The 15193-nt window shown below is 65.2% G+C and carries 11 protein-coding genes and 1 rRNA gene; 6 read left to right on the forward strand and 6 right to left on the reverse strand.

Annotated elements, in window-relative coordinates:
• Positions 1–64 precede the first annotated feature (64 nt).
• Both LGM71_RS32555 and LGM71_RS32560 read right to left on the reverse strand, forming a co-directional pair.
• Entirely contained in the window at positions 65–1660 is a 1596-nt protein-coding gene (locus tag LGM71_RS32555) for a protease pro-enzyme activation domain-containing protein (protein WP_226118622.1), read from the reverse strand.
• Between the two features lie 242 nt (positions 1661–1902).
• Positions 1903–2526, reverse strand: a complete 624-nt coding sequence (locus tag LGM71_RS32560) for a LysE family translocator (protein WP_059598733.1) — start codon at positions 2524–2526, stop codon at positions 1903–1905.
• Positions 2527–2660: 134 nt separating this feature from the next.
• Between LGM71_RS32560 and LGM71_RS32565 the strand changes: the two genes are divergently transcribed.
• Positions 2661–3125 (forward strand): Lrp/AsnC family transcriptional regulator, encoded by a 465-nt coding sequence (locus LGM71_RS32565; RefSeq protein ID WP_226118624.1) that lies wholly within the window; start codon positions 2661–2663, stop codon positions 3123–3125.
• Positions 3126–3203: 78 nt separating this feature from the next.
• Here LGM71_RS32565 and LGM71_RS32570 read toward each other — a convergent pair whose 3' ends face one another.
• Positions 3204–4115: a LysR family transcriptional regulator gene (locus LGM71_RS32570; protein ID WP_226118626.1), complete on the reverse strand. Its 912-nt coding sequence runs from the start codon at positions 4113–4115 to the stop codon at positions 3204–3206.
• 139 nt (positions 4116–4254) lie between these two features.
• Here LGM71_RS32570 and speB point away from each other — a divergent pair, with 139 nt between their 5' ends.
• Together speB and LGM71_RS32580 are read left to right on the forward strand one after the other, a co-directional pair.
• Complete coding sequence (speB, locus tag LGM71_RS32575; protein ID WP_175816539.1) at positions 4255–5211, forward strand: agmatinase; 957 nt, start codon at positions 4255–4257, stop codon at positions 5209–5211.
• Between the two features lie 53 nt (positions 5212–5264).
• Positions 5265–6590, forward strand: coding sequence for an MFS transporter (locus tag LGM71_RS32580; RefSeq protein ID WP_059691637.1), 1326 nt, complete (start codon positions 5265–5267; stop codon positions 6588–6590).
• A gap of 160 nt (positions 6591–6750) precedes the next feature.
• Here the strand turns inward: LGM71_RS32580 and metE are convergent, their stop codons facing one another.
• The gene (gene metE / locus LGM71_RS32585; RefSeq protein ID WP_226118628.1) at positions 6751–9045 is read right to left on the reverse strand and encodes a 5-methyltetrahydropteroyltriglutamate--homocysteine S-methyltransferase; all 2295 of its coding nucleotides are present in this window, start codon (positions 9043–9045) and stop codon (positions 6751–6753) included.
• 127 nt (positions 9046–9172) lie between these two features.
• On the opposite strand from metE, the gene LGM71_RS32590 reads away from it, so the two are divergent.
• The 3 genes from LGM71_RS32590 to LGM71_RS32600 all read left to right on the forward strand — a co-directional run bounded on the left by LGM71_RS32590 (position 9173) and on the right by LGM71_RS32600 (position 13003).
• Complete coding sequence (locus LGM71_RS32590; RefSeq protein ID WP_059532643.1) at positions 9173–10081, forward strand: LysR family transcriptional regulator; 909 nt, start codon at positions 9173–9175, stop codon at positions 10079–10081.
• Between the two features lie 223 nt (positions 10082–10304).
• Positions 10305–11897 carry an inorganic phosphate transporter gene (locus tag LGM71_RS32595; protein ID WP_226118630.1) on the forward strand — a complete coding sequence of 531 codons (1593 nt, stop codon included), beginning with the start codon at positions 10305–10307 and terminating at the stop codon, positions 11895–11897.
• A gap of 362 nt (positions 11898–12259) precedes the next feature.
• Positions 12260–13003 (forward strand): 2OG-Fe(II) oxygenase, encoded by a 744-nt coding sequence (locus LGM71_RS32600; protein ID WP_226118632.1) that lies wholly within the window; start codon positions 12260–12262, stop codon positions 13001–13003.
• Positions 13004–13263: 260 nt separating this feature from the next.
• Here the strand turns inward: LGM71_RS32600 and LGM71_RS32605 are convergent, their stop codons facing one another.
• Together LGM71_RS32605 and rrf are read right to left on the reverse strand one after the other, a co-directional pair.
• A complete protein-coding gene (locus LGM71_RS32605) occupies positions 13264–14688 on the reverse strand; it encodes a DHA2 family efflux MFS transporter permease subunit (protein WP_226118634.1) in 1425 nt (474 codons plus the stop codon).
• 402 nt (positions 14689–15090) lie between these two features.
• Positions 15091–15193, reverse strand: a 5S ribosomal RNA gene (gene rrf, locus LGM71_RS32610); the annotation flags it as partial.

Here is a 15193-nt window from a genome sequence, read left to right on the forward strand (position 1 = left end):
TGGAGGTGAGAAAAAGGCGCGGGCCGGAAGCCCGCGCCATACGAAAAGCCGTGTACCGCAGCCGTCAGCTCGACGGCTTGCGCGTCAGGATCGCCGCGAGCTGCGCGCCGTTCGGGCTGCCGAGGCCCGTGCACGCATCCCAGCCCTGCGCGGCCGCATACGCGCCGTTCGAGCCGTGCGTGATGTCGCGCAGCGCACCCGGATTCTTGTACAGCACCGGGTTGACCCAGCCGGCGGCCGCACCGCCCGCCGCCGCATTGATCCGTGCGATCAGCGCGGCCCACAGTGGCGCGACCGCGCTCGTGCCGCCCATCACCGTGGCCGTGCCCGCGATCGACACTTCGTAGCCCGTCTGCGGCGACGCATCGCCGGCGACGTCCGGCACGCCGCGCTTCGCGAGCGGTGCGCTGCTGCCATCGGCGCGCGTGACGGTCAGCCCCTGCTGCCACGCCGGCAGGTCGAACAGCGTGCTGACACCGCCCCCGCCCGCGCCGCCGCCGGCCGCCTCGTCGTTCCACGTGACCTCGCTGCGAATGCCCTGCCCGGGCAATGCATCGAGCTGCGTGCCGCCGCAGCCGAGCACATACGGGCTCGATGCGGGGAAGTCGACGTGATCGGCGCCGTCCTGCAGCCCGTCGCCCGAGCCGCTGTCACCGGATGCCGCGCACACCGTGATGCCCTGCGCGGCCGCTGCCTGCAGCACGCGGTTGAACGCCTGCGCGGATTGCGCCTGCCAGATCGCCTCCGGGCCGCCCCAGCTGATCGAGATCACCGACGGTTTGTTGGTCCTGTCGCTGACGGCCGCGTTGACGGCCTGGACGAAGCCCGCGTCACTGTTCGGCGCGAAGTAGACGGCGATCTTCGCGGCCGGCGCGATTGCGCCGGCAATCTCGATGTCGAGGGCGACTTCGCCGTCCGGGCCGCTCGGGTCGCCGGTCGGTGTGTTGCGGCCGGTACCGACGTTCACGTCGACGAGCGTCGGCGGCGTCTTGATGCCGAGCCCGTGGAAATACTGCTGGATGTCGGCCGCGCGGTAGCCACCGCCGAGCTCGATGATCGCGATGCACTGCCCGGCACCGTCGCCGGCCGGGAAGCCGTACAGCGACGCCAGCTGGATCGGGGTGAACGTGACGCCCGCCGCGCCGCCGCGTGCGGGCTTGAACGGCGGTCGCAGCCGGAAGTGCGGCCGCGCCTGGGGGCGGCTGTCGAGGCCGAGCACGGCCGTGACGACATCGCCGAGATCGTCGGGCAGCGCGATCGGGCCGGAGCGGCCGCGATACTGGCCGATCGACTGATGCTCGAAGCGCTCGAGCTTGACGCTGAACGCGGCTTCGAACTGCTGGATCGTGCCGGACAGGACGACGACGCTTTCAACGGGATCGACGCGATCGACCGTCAGCTGGTGGTGACGCGCGAAGTCCTCGGCCTTGCGAATGTCGTCGGGATTGGCGGAAAAGCGTTGCGCGAAGGTTTCGCGCGACACCGGTTTCGCTTGCGCGTCACCGGCGGCGAGCTGGTGGACCAACGTATCGAGTTGCCCTTCTTCCTGCCGCCGCAACATGATCGTGACGTGGATGCGTTCTGCCGGATCGCACGGGCCGAGGCACTTGGACTCGGCGACGATTCGGGGTTCACGGTCGGCGTGAAGATGCCTTGCCATGTTCAGACCCTCCTTGGTACCGCGTTGCACGGAACAGCCAGGAAATCGGACATGGCCGGCGGAAGTCGGTTCCGTTCGGTCAGTCGGTTCGCGAATGCGCGAAGTTGAAGGGAGTTTAGATCAGTCAGACGATTTGCGCGCACGCCCTTCTGCGGCGGGGCATGGCCACGAAGACCGGCATTGCACGCGGCCTCTGTCGATCGTCACATCGCTGCCGAGCGGCAGCGATGTGACGATGCGGCTCAATCCATCGACAGCCGCAGCGCGAACCCGATGAGCGCAGCGGAAAACGTCCAGCGCTGGACCGTCTGCGCGAGCGGATGCGCGCGCATCCACGCCGCGATGCGCGACGCGCCGAGCACGCATGCGAGGTCGAAGCACACGCCGGCCGCGACCAGCAGCGCGCCGAGCTCGAACATCTGCCACACGACGGGCCCGGCCTCGGGGCGCACGAACTGCGGTAGCAGCACCGAGCAGAACAGCAGCGCCTTCGGATTCAGCAAGTTCGTCAGCAGCCCCTTGAAGAACGACTGCCGCAGTTCGCCCGGGGCCGCCTCGTCGCCGTCGCCGAGTGTGAACACCGGGGAGCGGAACACCTGGATCGCGACGTACGCGAGATAAAGCGCGCCGCCGTAACGGATTGCCTCGTACAGCCACGGCGCGCTGCGGATCAGCGCCGCGACGCCGCACGCGGAGAGCGTCACGTGCGCGGTGCGCGACAGCGAAAGGCCGGCGGCCGCCGCCATGCCCGGGCGCACGCCACGGCCGATGCTGGTCTGCAGCACGAGCGCCATGTCGGGCCCGGGCACCGCGTAGATGGCCGCCAGCGCGGCGAGATAAATCAACAGCAAATGCGTGGAAATCATGGTCTGCCCCCGTCCTTCAATGACGATATGTTGCCGCTGAAGGTAGAGGGATTACTGGCCATCTTTGGCTCAGAATTGGCGATTCATAGCGGAATCCGCCACAATAACGGAATCCAAACAAGGATTCCGCCAACATGACCGCACTCGACAAAACCGATCGCGCGATTCTCGCCGCGGTGCAGCGCGACGGCCGCCTGCCGATCGCGCGTCTCGCCGATTCCGTCGGCCTGTCCGAAACGCCGTGCGCGCGGCGCCTGAAACGTCTCGAAAACGACGGCTACATCGAGCGCTACCGCGCGCAGTTGTCACGCCAGGCGCTCGGCTTCGGCGTCGTCGCGTTCGTGCTGGTTCGGTTCGCGACGCACGATCGCAAGGTCGCCGACCGGTTCGAACGGGAAGTGCTCGGCATCGAGCGGATCCTCGCGTGCCACAACGTCGCGGGCACGGCCGACTACCTGCTGCAAGTGGTCGCGCGCGATCTCGACGACTACGGCACGTTCCTGCGCGACTCGCTGCGGATGCTGCCTGGCGTCACGTCGATCGAATCGGCGCTGTCGTTGCGGGAGGTGAAACACGACGCGGGGTTGCCAGTGCCGTGATGCAGACAGCGGCTCGCTCCGGCGTGACACTCGTCCACATTGCCGGCGTTGTCCGACCTCGCGCGGCCTCACGCGGCCTCACACGACGTCGGGCGACTGGTGCGCGCGCTCGAGATCCTCGAGGAACGCCTCGACGAGCGGATCGCCGCGCCCGTCGCGCGCCACGACCATGTGGAACGTGACCTCGTAATGCAGCCGATCCGGGTTGAGCGGCGCGAGGAGCCCCTGCGCGACATACGGCACCGCGAAGTGCTGCGGCAGGTAGCCGAGGTGATGGCCTGACAGGATCAGCAGCGCGACCGCCTCCATGTTGTCTGCGGTCGCGCTCACGCGATCGGGCGTCGTCGACATCTGCGCCTCCGGCAGCGGATACGAGCGCCAGGCCCATTCGAATCCCGCGACGTCGGCCGGCGTCAGCGCGCCAGCGCGTTCGAACAGCGGATGGCCGCGACCGCAGTACGCGACCTGCCGCTCGATGAACAGCGGCGTGTAGTGCAGCGTCGGCACGCGATGCCAGAAGTAGCCAACCGCGATCTGGATCTCGCCGTTCAGCAGTTTCTCCTCGAGATCGCCCGGCGCACGCACCGAGATCGAGAAGCGCACGGCCTCGTCGCGTGTGCGGAACGCGGCGATCGCCTCCGCGATCCGCGCGTTCTGGCTGACCGGCGTATGGCCGATCAGGCCGATACTCAGCGTACCGACCAGCTGGCGATCCATGTGCCGCGCGGCCATCCCGAATTCGTCGAGCGCGGCGAGCAGCTTGCGGCTCATCGCGTGGAACCGCTCGCCCTTCGGCGTGAGCCGGAAGCCGCTGCGGCCGCGCTCGCAGAGCCGGTAGCCGAGCCGCGTCTCGAGCGACGACAGTTGCGCGCTGATGGTCGACTGGCCGACGTTCAGCATCGCCTGCGCGGCCGACACGCCGCCCGCATCCGTGACCGCGAGAAACACGCGGATCAACCGCAGATCGAGGGTCGACAGATTCCCCAGCACGCTATTCCCCTTCCATACATCGATGAAAATCGATGTTTACGTCGATATCTTCGCATTCTTCTTTCCCGCCGGACGCGTAAAACTATGCGCCAAGCCGCGTCGAATGATACGGCAACCCCACATCGGAAGAGACAAGCCCATGAACGACCACACCCATTTCCAGCCGCTCGGCGGCAATGAAATGCCGCGCAGCGGCGGCATCGCGACGATGATGCGCCTGCCGCACGTGGCGAGCGCCGAAGGCCTCGACGCGTGTTTCGTCGGCGTGCCGTTCGACCTCGGCACCTCCAATCGCACCGGCGCACGCTTCGGCCCGCGCCAGATCCGCACGGAATCCGTGCTGCTGCGCCCTTACAACATGGCCACGCGTGCCGCGCCGTTCGATTCGCTGCAGATCGCCGACATCGGCGACGTCGCGATCAACCCGTACAACCTGCACGATTCCATCGCGCGCATCGAGACCGCGTACGACGCGATTCTCGCGCATGACTGCAAGCCGATCACGCTCGGCGGCGACCACACGATCGCGCTGCCGATCCTGCGCGCGATCCACCGCAAGCACGGCAAGGTTGCATTGATCCACGTCGATGCACACGCCGACGTGAACGATACGATGATGGGCGAAAAGATCGCGCACGGCACGCCGTTCCGCCGCGCGGTCGAGGAAGGCCTGCTGCATGGCGACAAGGTCACGCAGATCGGCCTGCGCGGCACCGGCTACGCCGCCGAGGATTTCGACTGGTGCCGCGAGCAGGGCTTCCGCGTGGTCCAGGCCGAGGAATGCTGGAACAAGTCGCTCGCGCCGTTGATGGAAGAAGTGCGCGCGCGCATCGGCGACACGCCCGTCTACATCACCTTCGACATCGACGGCATCGACCCGGCCTACGCACCGGGCACCGGCACGCCGGAAATCGCCGGCCTCACGGTGCCGCAGGCGCTCGAGATCATCCGCGGCGCGAAGGGGCTGAATATCGTCGGTTGCGATCTCGTCGAAGTCGCGCCGCCGTACGACCCATTCGGCACCACCGCCCTGCTCGGCGCGAACCTCGCCTACGAGTTGCTGTGCGTGCTGCCCGGCGTCGCGTACCGCGACTGATCCCGGCGCACAACCTATTCAAAATCAGAGGACTCCAGAGGAGCACATAACAGATGGGGACTGCCATCAAGCAACCGAAGCGGGCTGCGCTCGCTTCGTTCGTCGGCACCACGATCGAATGGTACGACTTCTATAGCTACGCGACCGCCGCCGCCATCGTGTTCGGGCCGCTGTTCTTTCCCGGCGAAAGCCGTTTCGTCAGCCTGCTCGCGTCGTTCGGCTCGTTCGCGGTCGGCTTCTTCGCGCGGCCGCTCGGCGGCGTCATGTTCGGCTATCTCGGAGACCGCTTCGGCCGCAAGCGCTCGCTGCTCGCGACGCTGATGCTGATGGCCGTGTCGACGGTCGCGATCGGCCTGCTGCCGACCCATGCGCAAGCCGGCGTGATCGCACCGATCCTGCTGGTTCTGATGCGCGTGCTGCAAGGTATCGCGGTCGGCGGCGAATGGGGCGGCGCGGTGCTGCTCGCCGGCGAGCATGCACCCGAAGGCAAGCGCACGTTCTTCGCGTCGTTCGCGCAGCTCGGCAGCGCGAGCGGCCTGATCCTGTCGATGCTCGCGTTCGGCGCGATCAGCACGCTGTCGAAGGACGACATGATGAGCTGGGGCTGGCGCGTGCCGTTCCTCGCGAGCGCCGTGCTGCTGGCGGTCGGCTTCGTGATCCGCGCGAGCGTGTCCGAGTCGCCCGAGTTCGAGGAAGTCAGGAAGAGCGGCAACACCGCGCAGAACCCGGTGCGCGAGGCACTCAAGTACTGGCCGCTGCTGCTGCTCGCGATCGGCGCGAACGTGTACGGGATCGCCGGCGTGTATTTCAGCAACATCTTCATGATCAGCTATGCGACGCAGTTCCTGTCGCTCGACCGGTCGATGGTGCTGCATTGCATGACGATCGTCGCCGTACTGCAGTTCGTCGTGCAGCTCGCGGCCGCGTTCATCGCGCAGCGCTTCGGCACGACGCGCGTGCTGCTGATCACCGGCGCCTGGGCCGCGATCGTGCCGTTCGTGATGCTGCCCCTCGTGCACATGGGCACGCCGCTGTCGATCACCGTCGGCGTCGGCCTCGCGACGCTCGCGGAATCGGGCTACTACTCGGTGGTCGCTGGTTTCGTCAGCGGCATCTTCATCGCGCGCATCCGCTACACGGCGATCTCCATCGCGTACCAAGTGTGCGGCGCGATCGCCGGCGGCCTCACGCCGCTCGTCGCCACGCTGATCGCACAAAACACCGCGCCGCAATGGTGGCCGCTCGCGATCCAGTATACGAGCGCCGCCGTGTTGTCGTCGGTGTGCGTGTGGCTGATCTCGCGCCGCGTCAGCATCGACGATGCCGGCGCGCCCGGCAAGGCGGACGAAACGCTGCCGCGCGGCGCACGCACCGCGTAACCTCACGCAGCGGGCAGGCGGCATCGCCTGCCCGTTTGCGGTGCGCGTACCGCGGTACGCCGCAATGTCCCCCCCCCCGCCGAACAAGCGGCCCACACATGCGGGCCGCTTGTTGCCATCCGATCGTCGATCGCGACGGCGTACACCCAGCGTTCGCGCGTTATCGCACCTGGCTGCGCAGCGTCTTTGCGGCGGCGACCATGTTCGTCAGCGCCGGAATCACTTCCGCCCACTGGCGCGTCTTCAGCCCGCAGTCCGGGTTCACCCACAGGCGCTCCGCCGGAATCCGCTCGGCCGCCTTCTTCATCAGGCCGACGATGTGATCCTGCGTCGGGATGTTCGGCGAGTGGATGTCGTACACGCCCGGCCCGATCTCGTTCGGATACCTGAAGCTGTCGAACGCGTCGAGCAGCTCCATGTCCGAGCGCGACGTCTCGATCGTGATCACGTCCGCGTCCATGTCGGCGATCGACGCGATGATGTCGTTGAACTCCGAATAGCACATGTGCGTATGGATCTGCGTATCGTCCTGCACGCCGTTCGCGGCGATGCGGAACGACTCGACCGCCCACTGCAGGTACTCGCTCCATTGCGCGCGGCGCAGCGGCAGCCCTTCGCGCAGCGCGGCCTCGTCGATCTGGATCACGCGCACGCCGGCCTTCTCGAGATCGAGCACCTCGTCGCGGATCGCCAGCGCGAGCTGGTAGCACGACACCGAACGCGGCTGGTCGTCGCGCACGAACGACCAGTTCAGGATCGTCACCGGGCCGGTCAGCATGCCCTTCATCGGCTTGCTCGTCAGCGACTGCGCATACGCGATCCATTCGACCGTCATCGCCTTCGGGCGGCTGATGTCGCCGAACAGGATCGGCGGCTTCACGCAGCGCGAACCGTACGACTGCACCCAGCCGAACTGGCTGAATACATAGCCGTCGAGCTGCTCGCCGAAGTATTCGACCATGTCGTTGCGTTCGGCTTCACCGTGCACCAGCACGTCGAGCTCGAGCGACTCCTGCTCGCGCACGCTGCGCTCGATTTCCGCCTGCATCGCCTTGCGATAGCCGGCTTCATCCAGCGCGCCCGCCTTGAACTGGCTACGCGCCCGGCGAATCTCGGCGGTCTGTGGAAACGAGCCAATCGTCGTCGTAGGGAACGCCGGCAGATTCAGGCGCGCCGACTGTTTCGGCGCGCGCTGCGTGTATGGGCTCGCGCGGTTGCCGAGTTGCGCGTCGATGCGTGCGATCGCGGCCTTCACCGCCGGGTTGTTCACACGCGGCGAGCGACGGCGCGCTTCGATCGCGGCGGCGTTCGCGGTGAGCGCGTCGGCCACCTTGTCGCGGCCTTCGTTCAGCGCGGTCGCGAGCACCTTCAGTTCGTCGAGTTTCTGCAGCGCGAACGCAAGCCATGCACGGATCTCCGCGTCGAGCTTCTCCTCGCTCGCGAGATCGACCGGCACATGCAGCAGCGAGCACGACGGTGCGAGCCACAAGCGGTCGCCCAGTTGCTTCGCGAGCGGTTCGAGGCAGTCGAGCGTCGCGTTCAGGTCCGTCTTCCAGATGTTGCGGCCGTTGATCACGCCCACCGACAGCACGCGGTCGGCCGGCAGTTCGCGCACGAGCGCGTCGATTTCGTCGCGGGCGTTGATCGCATCGATATGCAAGCCGTCGACCGGCAGCGAGGCCGCGAGCGTCAGGTTGTCCTGAAGCTGGCCGAAGTACGTCGCGAGCAGCAGCTTGATGCGGCGCGTCTCGAGCGTGTCGTACGCGGTGCGCAGCGCCAGGCGCCATTCGGCGTCGAGCTCGGTGACGAGGATCGGTTCGTCGATCTGCACCCATTCGACACCCTGCGCGGTCAGCGTGTCGAGCAGCGCGCCATATACCGGCAGCAGCTTCGGCAGCAGCGCAAGGCGATCGGAATCGTCCTTCGCCTTGCCGAGCCACAGATACGTGACGGGGCCGAGAATCACCGGCTTCGCGGCGACGCCCTGCGCCTGCGCTTGCGCCAGTTGCTGGAGCAGGCGCGACGGATCGAGCGAGAAGTTCGTGTCCGCGTGGAACTCCGGCACGATGTAGTGATAGTTCGTGTCGAACCACTTCGTCATTTCACCGGCGGCGACACCGCCGCAGCATGCCGCGTGTTCTTCCGCCGACTGCGCCGAACGGCCGCGCGCGACGCGGAAATAGTTGTCGAGCGCGTCGCCATGGAAGTCCTGCACGCGCTTCGGCAAGTTGCCGAGCGTGAAACTCATGTCGAGCACCTGATCGTAGAACGCGAAATCGCCGATCGGTACGAGATCGAGGTCGCGCTGGTCGTTCCAGTGGCGTTGGCGAAGTTCGGCGCCGAGGGCCTTCAGTTCATCGCGCGACGATTCGCCCTTCCAGTAGCGTTCGAGACCGAACTTGAGTTCGCGCTTCGCGCCGATGCGCGGAAAACCGAGGTTGTGTGTCGTAACCATGAAGCTGCCATCCAGAAGAAATTGAAGATCCGGCAGCCATCATAGGGATTTCATCCCATGAAATAAAATGGCATTATTTCATTAATCCATTAAAGTTGTTCATGTATCTGTTGGGTGAACGATCTCCATGCTGGAACGATTCCATCTCGTCGTGATCCGCGAAGTCGAGCGCCAAGGCTCGCTGACCGCGGCCGCCAATGCGCTGCATCTCACGCAATCGGCGCTCAGCCATACCGTCCGGAAAATCGAGCAGCAGCTCGGTACGCCGATCTGGGACCGGGAAGGACGCGGCCTGCGGCTCACGCAGGGCGGGCAGTATCTGCTGAAGCTGGCGAACCGGCTGCTGCCGCAGTTCGAACTCGCCGAGGAGCGGATGAAGCAGTACGCGAAGGGCGAGCGCGGCACGCTGCGCATCGGGATGGAGTGCCATCCGTGCTACCAGTGGCTGCTGAAGGTCGTGTCGCCGTACCTGTCGCGCTGGCCGGACGTCGACGTGGACGTGAAGCAGCGCTTCCAGTTCGGCGGCATCGGCGCGCTGTTCGGCCATGACATCGACGTGCTCGTGACGCCCGACCCGCTCAACAAGCCGGGGCTGCGCTTCGATCCCGTGTTCGATTACGAGCAGGTGCTCGTGGTCGCGGATGCGCATCGGTTTGCGAACGCCGACTACGTGACGCCCGAGCAGCTGACCGACGAGGTCCTGATCACCTACCCGGTCGAAACCGACCGGCTCGACATCTACAACCAGTTCCTGACGCCAGCCGGCATCGTGCCGCGGCGCCACAAGTCGATCGAGACGACCGACATCATGCTGCAGATGGTGGCGAGCGGCCGGGGCGTGGCCGCGCTGCCGAGGTGGCTTGCCGATGAATACGCGGACCGGATGCCGGTCGTGCCGGTCAAGCTCGGCAAGAAGGGCATTGCGAAACAGATCTTCCTCGGCATCCGCGAGGCGGATGCGTCGATCGACTATCTGGCCGCATTCGTCGCGCTGGCGCGCGAATCGACGTGGAGCGCGCCACGCATGCTGCGCTAGCCGCGCTCGCACACTACGCACTGCCGGCAGTCCGCATGTCGGTGCGCAGGCTCGTGTTCATTATATGGACGACGACGCGAGCCGTGCACGACATGTTGCGTCACGACGTTACGGCACCGCCCCCTTACACATCCGTAAGACCATGATTCGCCATCCGTACTGTCATCAAACTGACTGCTAGCGAAAGCTAGGATCGGACGCGGTTCCTTTACGAGATGCCGTCATGAATCATCCTGCTTCGTCCGCGCCGAACAAGTCGGGTTCAGTCGAACGCACCAGGCAGGTCGGCTATGCCGTGTTCCTGCTGGTGCTCGCATTCGGCGCCGCGTATATCGCCACTCACCTGATCGCCGACCTGTCGCCGGTCCGCGAAGGGTCGCTGTTCCCGTACCTCATGCTCGGCGCCGCGCTGCTGATCGCGCTCGGCTTCGAATTCGTCAACGGCTTCCACGACACCGCGAACGCGGTGGCCACCGTGATCTATACCCACTCGCTGACGCCCAACGTCGCGGTGATCTGGTCCGGCATGTGGAACTTCCTCGGCGTGATGGTCTCGAGCGGCGTCGTCGCGTTCGGCATCCTGCAGTTGCTGCCGGTCGAACTGATCCTGCAGGTCGGTAGCGGCGCAGGCTTCGCGATGGTGTTCGCGCTGCTGATCGCCGCGATCATGTGGAATCTCGCGACCTGGTATTTCGGGCTACCGTCGTCGAGCTCGCATACGCTGATCGGGTCGATCATCGGCGTCGGTCTGATGAACCAGTTGATGCACGGGCCGTCCGGCACAAGCGGCGTCGACTGGGGCCAGGCGCTCGGTGTCGGCAAGTCGCTGCTGTTCTCGCCGATCGTGGGCTTCCTGTGCGCGGCAATGCTGCTGCTCGTGCTGAAGGCGCTCGTGCGGATTCCCGATCTGTACAAGGAGCCGCCGAAGGATCAGCCGCCGCCGTTCTGGATTCGCTGCCTGCTGATCTTGACCTGCACGGGCGTATCGTTCGCGCACGGATCGAACGACGGGCAGAAAGGGATGGGCCTCATCATGCTGATCCTGATCGGCACCGTGCCGACCGCATATGCGCTGAACAAGGCCGTCACGCCAGCCGAAACGCAGACGTTCGTCGCCGTCGCGAACCAGGCTGCCGCGACGTTCGGGAAGTATACGAACGGCGTCGCGCCGTCAGCGAACCCGCGCGCCGACGTCGAACACTACGTGCAGCATCGTGAACTGACGCCCGCCGTGCTGCCTGCCGTGCAACAGTTGTCCACGTTGCTCGCGACCGCAGTCGGTACGTCGGGGTCGATGGCGGCGGCGCCGCAACGCGACGTCGACAACGTGCGCAACACGATGTATCTGGTATCCGAAGCGATTCGCCTGATCGAGAAGTCGGGGCAGCCCGCGCTCGCCGCCGACGACAAACTCGCCATCGACAACTATCGCAAGCAACTCGACCACGCGACCAAGTTCATTCCGACGTGGGTGAAAGTCGCCGTCGCGATCGCACTTGGCCTCGGCACGATGGTCGGCTGGAAGCGGATCGTCGTGACCGTCGGCGAGAAGATCGGCAAGCAGCATTTGACGTATGGGCAGGGTGCGTCGGCCGAACTCGTCGCGATGCTGACGATCGGTGCCGCCGACGTGTACGGGCTACCCGTGTCGACGACGCACGTGCTGTCGTCTGGCGTCGCGGGCACGATGGCCGCGAACGGATCAGGGCTGCAGTGGAGCACGGTGCGCAGCCTCGTGCTCGCGTGGGTGCTGACGCTGCCCGCGTCGATCGTGCTGGCAGGCGGGCTCTACTGGTTGTTCCGGTCAGTGGCGTGATCGGGCAAACGGTGGGTGGCCGGTGAAAGCCGGTCGCCTGCCGTGGAAGATTTCGCCGTCGCTTCTCCGCTTTTCCGCTTTTCCGCTTTTCCGCTTTTCCGCTTTTCCGCTTTTCCGCTTTTCCGCTTTTCCGCTTTTCCGCTTTTCCGCTTCGACACTTCTCGGCATTGAATGGGTTCTTGCCACGTCCTTGCCTTTTCCGCCTTTCCGGATTGAAGCGCAAGATCTGGAGCGCGACGGTACACGGACGCCGCTAGACTGGGTTCATCAACTTTCATCGTGGCCTCAGCCGTGCATTCGACGCTTGCGAATATTCCGCGCGACGGTACGGCGCCACACCGCTGACGAACCGAGATACGCCCGTGAATTTCGCCAATCTGCAACCTGCCGTCGAATCGACGGACATCGCGCAACGCGTCGATACAATCGACTGGCCGACCGTCGATGTCGAGCTCGGTCGCTACGGATGTGCGCGAGTACCGGGTCTGATCTCCGCAAGCGAGTGCGATGCGCTCGCCTCGCTCTATCCGCGGGATGCGCTCTATCGTTCGCGCATCGTGATGGCACGGCACGGCTTCGGGCGCGGCGAATACAAGTACTTCGCGTATCCGCTGCCTGGCGTCGTCGCCGCGCTGCGCATGACGCTCTACCCGCATCTTGCGCCGATCGCCAATCGCTGGAACCAGGCACTCGGGATCGACGTCCGCTATCCGAAAGAGCACCGGACATTCCTCGATCGCTGCCACGCGGCGGGACAGACACGACCGACGCCGCTGATCCTGCAATACGGTCCCGACGACTACAATTGCCTCCATCAGGACCTGTACGGCGAGCATGTCTTTCCGCTTCAGGTCGCCATCCTGCTGTCGGTACCTGGTCGGGATTTCACGGGCGGCGAGTTCGTGTTGACGGAACAGCGACCACGCATGCAGTCACGCGCGGAAGTGGTGCCGCTGACGCAAGGCGATGCGGTGATCTTCGCCGTCCACGGCAGGCCCGTGCAGGGAACGCGCGGCGTCTATCGCGTCAACCTGCGCCATGGCGTGAGCAGAATCCGAAGCGGCCACCGCCACACGGTCGGCATCATCTTCCATGACGCACAGTGACGGCCTGTGGGGTGCAACGTGATGTTGTCTCGCCATTCGGCATGCGGATGAGTTTGCGCAACAGGCACCGCGCATCATTGCGCAAGGATCGTTGTGTTGTGCCGTGCCGCCGCTGCACGTTCTGCGTATCATTGGTGGTAACGGACGACGGGGTGCACTGCCCTTCAGCCAATCGTCGCCATCACGGATCGACGTTTCGAGCGAGCGACAATAAACGGAAGCCCACACCCGTCGGGACGACACGCAATGAGAAATCCTGCTTACCTGCTGGCCGCATTTGCCCGGAGGTAATCGCCAGCATTGGAAGCCAGCCGGGCATAGCCGGGCAACGTCAGCAGCGCGAGCACGCCCGCCGCAACGAACGCCCAGCGAAAATCGTCGAGCACGTAATGCATGCCGGCCGCGTCGCCACGCACCAACGCCGCCAACCGCAGCGACAACGCACCGAATGCAATCCCCATCCCGATCGTCATCTGCTGCGCCGCGCTCCACAGCGTGCTGGCCGCGCTCGTCTGTCGAGCCGGAATGTCCGCATATGCCAGCGTCGCGAGCGTCGTGAACTGCATCGACCGCGTGAGCCCGTAAACGAATACGACGAACAGCGTGACCGCCAGCGGCGTCGACGCTGTCAGCCAGCCACACGCGATCGTGAAGAGACCTGCGATCGTCACGTCGACGAGCGCAACCCGCCGGAAACCGAATCGGTCGAGGATCCACGACGTTCCCGCCTTCATCCCAAGATTGCCAAGCGCGCTCGCGAGCAGCAGCAGGCCGGACTGGAATGGCGACAGCCCGAAGCCGATCTGGAACAGCAGCGGCAGCAAATACGGCACGGCGTTGATCGCCATCCGCGTGATGGAGCCGGTGATCACCGTCACCGAGAATGTCGGCACTTTCAGCGTCGAGAAATCGAGCAGCGGATGCGCACAGCGTTGCCCGTGCATCCACACGGCGATGCCGAACAGCATGCTCGCGCCCACCAGAATACCCGCGCGCGTGAAGTCGACGTCCTGCTGTCCAGCCGCTTCGGTACCGATCAGCAGACAGGTCAGCGCAGCGCCTCCCAGCACGAAGCCGACCCAGTCGAGCGGTCGTTGCTCGTCGGCACGCGTGTTCCGGACGATCAGCCAGGTACAGACGAGCGCAACAATGCCGAACGGGACATTCAGCAGGAAGATCCATCGCCACGACGCGTAGGTCGTGATGAAGCCGCCGATGGGCGGCCCGACGACCGGCGCGACGATGCCTGGCCACGTAATCGTCGCGATTGCGCGCATCAGCTCGGCCCTCTCGGTGCTGCGAACGACGATCAGCCGTCCGACCGGCACCATCATCGCCCCGCCGACGCCCTGCAGCAGGCGCGCGGCCGTAAACGTCATCACGCCCTCGGACAGCCCGCACAGCACCGATGCGCCGGTAAATACGAAGATGGCGGTGGCAAACACCGTGCGCGAGCCGTAACGATCCGCAATCCAGCCGCTGATCGGGATGAACACCGCGAGCGCCAGCATATAGGCCGTTATCCCGAGGCTGAGCGCGTTCGGACCGACGCCGAACGAGCGTGCCATCTGAGGCAGCGCGGTCGCGATCACGGTCGTGTCGAGATACTCCATGAAGAACGTTGCAGCGACCAGATACGGCAAGAAGTCGGTCGTCCTACCACGGTGGGCAGGGCTATTAATCATGAATGGTGCGGGAAACGAAATACGAAGGACACCGAGTGCCGGCTATGCAGATGAACGCCAGGAATCGGGATGAATGGTGATATTACCCTGATGGGCTGCTGGTCTGCTCTGCCGGGCATGCGCGAATGGACTTTATGCGCATAGATTTTTATGACGATATCGTGCTGCAGTCACCGAATGGCGTACGCGATCAGGCCGGCACGACACGTCGAGGGACGGAAACATCAATTCGGGCGCATTTTGCTCGAAAGTGACATTTTTCGACGATCATCGATCAATGTCGCTCATCATCGGCCATCACGATGCCAGCTCCAACCGCCTTGCACTCGTCATTCCGCTCGTATTTCCGCCGCTCAAATGCAAAAACCCCCGCCTTTTGGGCGGGGGTTTCTGGCTTAGGGAGCCTGACGATTACCTACTTTCACACGGGAATCCGCACTATCATCGGCGTAGAGTCGTTTCACGGTCCTGTTCGGGATGGGAAGGGGTGGGACCGACTCGCTAT

Origin of the sequence: Burkholderia sp. AU33545, from assembly GCF_020419685.1 — a bacterium.
Taxonomy (GTDB): Bacteria; Pseudomonadota; Gammaproteobacteria; order Burkholderiales; family Burkholderiaceae; genus Burkholderia; species Burkholderia diffusa.

Excerpts from the sequence above, each read along its gene's own strand:
- LGM71_RS32555 (WP_226118622.1), bottom strand. The coding sequence starts at position 1,660 with ATGGCAAGGCATCTTCACGCCGACCGTGAACCCCGAATCGTCGCCGAG.
- LGM71_RS32560 (WP_059598733.1), bottom strand. The coding sequence starts at position 2,526 with ATGATTTCCACGCATTTGCTGTTGATTTATCTCGCCGCGCTGGCGGCC.
- LGM71_RS32565 (WP_226118624.1), top strand. The coding sequence starts at position 2,661 with ATGACCGCACTCGACAAAACCGATCGCGCGATTCTCGCCGCGGTGCAG.
- speB (WP_175816539.1), top strand. The coding sequence starts at position 4,255 with ATGAACGACCACACCCATTTCCAGCCGCTCGGCGGCAATGAAATGCCG.
- LGM71_RS32580 (WP_059691637.1), top strand. The coding sequence starts at position 5,265 with ATGGGGACTGCCATCAAGCAACCGAAGCGGGCTGCGCTCGCTTCGTTC.
- metE (WP_226118628.1), bottom strand. The coding sequence starts at position 9,045 with ATGGTTACGACACACAACCTCGGTTTTCCGCGCATCGGCGCGAAGCGC.
- LGM71_RS32590 (WP_059532643.1), top strand. The coding sequence starts at position 9,173 with ATGCTGGAACGATTCCATCTCGTCGTGATCCGCGAAGTCGAGCGCCAA.
- LGM71_RS32595 (WP_226118630.1), top strand. The coding sequence starts at position 10,305 with ATGAATCATCCTGCTTCGTCCGCGCCGAACAAGTCGGGTTCAGTCGAA.
- LGM71_RS32605 (WP_226118634.1), bottom strand. The coding sequence starts at position 14,688 with ATGATTAATAGCCCTGCCCACCGTGGTAGGACGACCGACTTCTTGCCG.